The sequence below is a fragment of the Variovorax sp. P1_H12_2 genome (genome assembly GCF_056405335.1).
The window spans coordinates 1-4,662 of the sequence record NZ_JBFUCI010000467.1 but is presented as its reverse complement, the minus strand read 5'-3'; the positions used below and the strand labels follow the sequence as shown (position 1 = coordinate 4,662).

Here is a 4,662-nt window from a genome sequence, read left to right as displayed (position 1 = left end):
GTGCAGGTCGGCGCGGTGTACGTGATAGAAACCGGCGCCGAAGAGCCGCGGGCAGGCCTCCTTCAGCGGCGTGCGGAAGAGTTCGCGCGCGTCCTCCCAGTTGCGTCCCACCATCGCCTCGGGCAGGAAGCCGATGCGCTCCAGCCCGTCGCTGACGCCGAGGGCCTGCAACACCTTGGCCGCGTTCGGCGTCATCTGCACGCCGGCGCCGATCTCGCCAAAGGCCGACGCGCGCTCGAACAGATGGGCATCGATGCCGCGCAGGCGCAGCGCGCGCGCCAGTGCCACGCCGCCGATGCCGGCACCGACGATGCCGACGCGAATTGCTCTACTCATACTCGAATCTCCTGGTTGACGATGCCGCAGCACGGGCCGCGGCATGTGGATAAATAAACGTTCAATTAATTAATGAATTGCCGACGAGCCCTTGGCACGGCGCAGTACGCCGCCCGCCCGCCCGCCTCAGCCGCCCAGGTAGGCGCTCAGAAGCCCCGGGTCCTCGAGCAGTCCCGCGGCATCGCGCTCGGCGACCACGCGGCCGGTCTCGAACACATAGGCGCGCGAGGCCACCGACAGCGCGTTGTGCACGTTCTGTTCGACCAGCAGTACGGTCACGCCGTGTTGGTTGATCTCGCGCACGAACTCGAACACCTCTTCGGCCATGCGCGGGCTCAGGCCCAGGCTGGGCTCGTCGAGCAGCAGCAGCCGCGGCTCGGACATCAACGCCCGGCCGATCGCCAGCATCTGCTGCTCGCCACCGCTCAGGGTGCCGGCCAGCTGGCGATGCCGCTCCTTGAGCCGCGGAAAGCGGTGGTAGACCACGCCGACGCGCTTCTCGACCTCGGCCTTCTCCTTGCACAGGTAGGCGCCAAGCGTGAGGTTCTCGTACACGCTCATCGCTGGCCACACGTGCCGCTCTTCTGGCGACTGCGCGATGCCCAGTCCGACGATGCGGTCGGCCGCCATACCGCCGATGGTCCGGCCGTCGAACAGGATGTCGCCGCGCGTCGGCCGCAGCAGGCCGGAGATCGCGCGCAGCGTGGTGCTCTTGCCCGCGCCGTTGGCGCCGATCAGCGCGACCACCTCGCCGGCGCGCACCGTCATGTTGACGCCGTGCAGCGCGGCGGTCTTGCCGTAGCTCACGTGCAGGTCGTTGAGTTCGAGCAGTTTGCTCATGATTTCTTCCCCCCGCCCAGATAGGCCTCGATGACGCGCGGATCGCCCTGCACCTGCGCCGGTGTGCCCTCGGCGAGCTTCTCGCCGAAGTGCATCACGACCACGCGGTCCGAGACGCCCATGACCAGGCCCATGTTGTGCTCGACGATCAGGATCGATTTCACGAAACGCCCGCGCAGTTGCTTCAGGATCTCGCCGAAGCGCCGGGCCTCCTGGCTGTTGAGGCCGGCGGCTGGCTCGTCGAGCATCAGGATCTCGGGCTTGGCCGACAGGGCGAGCGCGACTTCGAGCAGCCGCAGCTCGCCGCAGGACAGCATGTAGGCCGGCACGTCCATGCGCTCTGCGAGGCCCATGGTGTGGACGATCTGCTCGGCGCTCTCGCGCACCGCGCGTTCGGTCGCGCGCACCTTCGACGTCGGKAAGAAGGTGCTCCACAGCGACTGCTTCGCTTCGAGGTAGTGCCCGGTCAGCACGTTCTCGAACACGGTCAGCGACTTCAGGATGTTGGTCTTCTGGAAGCTGCGCACGATGCCGCGCCGCGCCATGCGGAAGGGCTTCTCGCCGGTCACTTCCTGGCCGCTGTAGCGCACGCTGCCGCCGGTCGGCGTGTAGAAGCCCGTGATCAGATTGAAGCAGGTAGTCTTGCCCGCGCCGTTGGGCCCGATCAGCCCCACGATCTCGCCGGCACGAACGTCGAAGCTGATGTCCTTGACGGCCTTGATGCCGCCGAAGGACTTGCTGAGTGCGCGCACTTCGAGCGAGCCTCCGTTGGCGGCCAGTGTTGCGGCGTTCATGCGGGCCTCCCTGCCGTGCGTTGCGCCGGCGCGGCGGGGGCTGCAGCCTGCTTCGCGCGGGTCTCGCGGCGCTGCGTGATGAAGCCCATCAGCCCGCGCGGCAGGAACAGCACGATCGCGATCACGGCCAAGCCGAACAGCGACAGCCGCAGCTCCTTCGCCTCGCGCAGGTACTCCTCGAGAAAGGTCACCAGCAGCGCCCCGATCAGGGGCCCCACCAGCGTGCCCTTGCCGCCGATCAGCACCATGATGATCATGCTCACCATGAAGGCGAAGCGGAACACCTCGGGTCCGACGAAAGAGATGTAGTGCGCGTAGAAGCCGCCCGCCATGCCCGACAGGAAGGCGCCGAGCACCAGCGCCAGCATCGAGTAGGTCAGCGGGCGGATGCCGATCGACTGCGCGACGTAGCGGTTCTCGCGCACGGCGACCGCGGCCCGGCCGGCATTCGAGTTCACGAAGCGGAACGACAGATACAGCGCCAGTGCCAGCAGCAGCCACGCCGCCACGTAGTAGAACTGCTTCGCGCCGAGGTTGCCGACGTCGGCCAGCAGCGCGGGCTGCGGCACGCCGGCAATGCCCATCGGTCCGTTGGTCAGCGCGATCCAGTTGTCGGCCACCAGGCGCAGCACCTCGGAGAACGACAAGGTCACGATCACGAAGAACGGCCCCTGCAGCCGCAGCGTGATGCCGCCGATGATGACGCCCATGACCGCAGCGAGCAGCCCGGCCACGGGGATGGTGGCCCAGATCGGCCAGCCGTAGGTGGTCGAGAGGATGGCGGCGGCGTAAGCGCCGGTGCCCAGGAAGGCTGTGTGGCCGAGCGAGAACTCGCCGACGTAACCGACCACCAGGTTGAGGCTGGTGGCCAGCACCGCGTAGAACAGCACCATGATCGCGATGTGCAGCACGTACTGGTCGCGCACCAGGAGCGGCACCAGGGCAGCCAGCGCCATCAGCGCCAGGAGGCAACGTTTTTCGAATCTCATGCACGCTCCGCACGTTTGGCAAACAGGCCGTAGGGCCGAAAGACCAGCGTCAGGATCACCAGCACGAAGCCGATGATGTCGACCCAGCCGGTCGCGACGTAGCCGCCCCACAAGGCCTCCGAGACGCCGAGCAGCAGGCCCCCCGCGATGGCGCCGGGGAAGCTCCCCATGCCGCCGAGGATCACGACCACGAAGGCCTTCATGCTCACCAGCCCGCCCACCGATACCTGCGCCGAATAGATCGAGCCGAGCAGCATGCCGGCCAGCGAGGCGATCACGGTGCCCATCGCGAAAGTGCTGGCGTAGACGTTGGCGGTGCGGATGCCGACCAGCCGGGCCGCCATCGGGTCCTGGAAGGTGGCGCGCATCGAGCGGCCGAGCCGGGTCTTCTGGATCGTCAGGTAGGCGGCCAGGATCAGCAGCGCGCAGACCGCAACCGCGAACAACCGCAGCTTGGTCAGCACGATCGGACCGAGAAACACCGGGCCCGCGGAGATCGGCGCCTCGACCTTGAGCGGAGAGGTGCCGACCATCAGCAGGGCCGTGTTGGCGAGGAAGATCGACAGGCCGATGGTCAGCAGGATGCCGGGCTCTTCGCCCTGGTCGCGGATGCGCTCGATCAGGAAGCGGTCGATCAACCAGCCGAATGCGCCCATCACAACGGCGACCAGCAGCAGGCCCGTGAAGAGTCGAGTCCGAGCCGCGTGGTGGCCCACCAGCCCATGACGCCGCCGAGCATGTAGAGCTCGCCGTGGGCGAAATTGACGACCCGCATGAGGCCGAGGATCAGGGTCAGTCCCAGCGCCGACAGGGCGTAGAACGAACCCGTGACCAGGCCGTTGACGAGGTACTGTGGCAACAGTTCCATGTTGGGTTTCCTTGTGCCGCTATGCGTTGCGCGAGCGTCGGCCGCTCATGGCTTCTCGGTCGCGGCTTCGGCGACCACGCGCGGTTCCTTGTTGGCGATCTGCACCAGCACGACGTCGAAGCCATAGCCCTCGCCCTTCTCGGTGAAGCGGAAGCGGCCGTTGGGCGCGGTGTAGTCGGTCTTGCGCAGTGCGTCGCGCACCGCTTCGGGCTCTGCCTTGCCGGCGCGCGCGATGGCTTCCATCATGATGTTCATCGCGTTGTAGCCGGCGGCGCCGTACTTGCCGGGCTTCTCCTTGTAGCTGGCGGTGTAGCGCTCGACGAAGGCCTTGTTGGCTTCGCCCGGCAGGCTCGACGCGTAGGGCACCGCGGCGTAGATGCCTTCGGACGCATCGCCGGTCAGCCCGACGAAGTCGGCCGTGGCCCAGGAGCCGACGCCGAAGATCTTGGTCTTGAGGCCGAACTCCTTGAACTGCTTGACGAGGATGGCGCCGTCCTGCGTCTCGGCGGCAACGAAGACGCCGTCGGCATTGCTCGCGCGCAGCTTGGTCAGGAGCGTGTAGAAATCGGTCGCGCCATGGTCGAAGTACTCCTTCATCACGGTCTTGACGCCGAGCGCGCTCAGGTCCTTCGAGAAATCTTCGACGCCGCCGCGGCCCCAGTCGTCGTTGACGCCGATGTAGGCGACGGTCTTGAGCTGCAGCTTCTCGGCCAGGATCTTGCTGAAAGTCTTCGACATCAGGCGGTCGGTCTCGGCCGAGCGGAAGAAGTACTGCATGCCCTTCTCGGTCAGGTCGGCCTTGGAAGACACGCCGGTCAAAAGCGGCACCTTGTAC

General features: G+C 66.9%; 7 protein-coding genes. All 7 read right to left on the bottom strand.

Features of this window, described 5'->3' with window-relative positions:
* Positions 1 to 336, bottom strand: a 336-nt coding sequence (locus AC1D2K_RS30220; RefSeq protein ID WP_478093564.1) for an FAD-dependent monooxygenase, incomplete at its 3' end; no start/stop codon positions are given.
* 126 nt (positions 337 to 462) lie between these two features.
* Positions 463 to 1,176, bottom strand: coding sequence for an ABC transporter ATP-binding protein (locus AC1D2K_RS30215; protein WP_478093562.1), 714 nt, complete (start codon positions 1,174 to 1,176; stop codon positions 463 to 465).
* Complete coding sequence (locus AC1D2K_RS30210; protein WP_478093560.1) at positions 1,173 to 1,970, bottom strand: ABC transporter ATP-binding protein; 798 nt, start codon at positions 1,968 to 1,970, stop codon at positions 1,173 to 1,175. Before AC1D2K_RS30210 ends, AC1D2K_RS30215 begins: the two co-directional genes overlap by 4 nt.
* Positions 1,967 to 2,959 carry a branched-chain amino acid ABC transporter permease gene (locus AC1D2K_RS30205; RefSeq protein WP_478093559.1) on the bottom strand — a complete coding sequence of 331 codons (993 nt, stop codon included), beginning with the start codon at positions 2,957 to 2,959 and terminating at the stop codon, positions 1,967 to 1,969. The genes AC1D2K_RS30210 and AC1D2K_RS30205 overlap by 4 nt, the downstream gene beginning before the upstream one ends.
* Positions 2,956 to 3,615, bottom strand: a complete 660-nt coding sequence (locus AC1D2K_RS30200; protein WP_478093557.1) for a branched-chain amino acid ABC transporter permease — start codon at positions 3,613 to 3,615, stop codon at positions 2,956 to 2,958. Before AC1D2K_RS30200 ends, AC1D2K_RS30205 begins: the two co-directional genes overlap by 4 nt.
* Positions 3,615 to 3,827: an ABC transporter permease subunit gene (locus AC1D2K_RS30195; protein WP_478093555.1), complete on the bottom strand. Its 213-nt coding sequence runs from the start codon at positions 3,825 to 3,827 to the stop codon at positions 3,615 to 3,617. The genes AC1D2K_RS30200 and AC1D2K_RS30195 overlap by 1 nt, the downstream gene beginning before the upstream one ends.
* 45 nt (positions 3,828 to 3,872) lie before the next feature.
* Positions 3,873 to 4,662 (bottom strand): ABC transporter substrate-binding protein (locus AC1D2K_RS30190; RefSeq protein WP_478093554.1); only part of this gene is annotated, 790 nt, incomplete at its 5' end.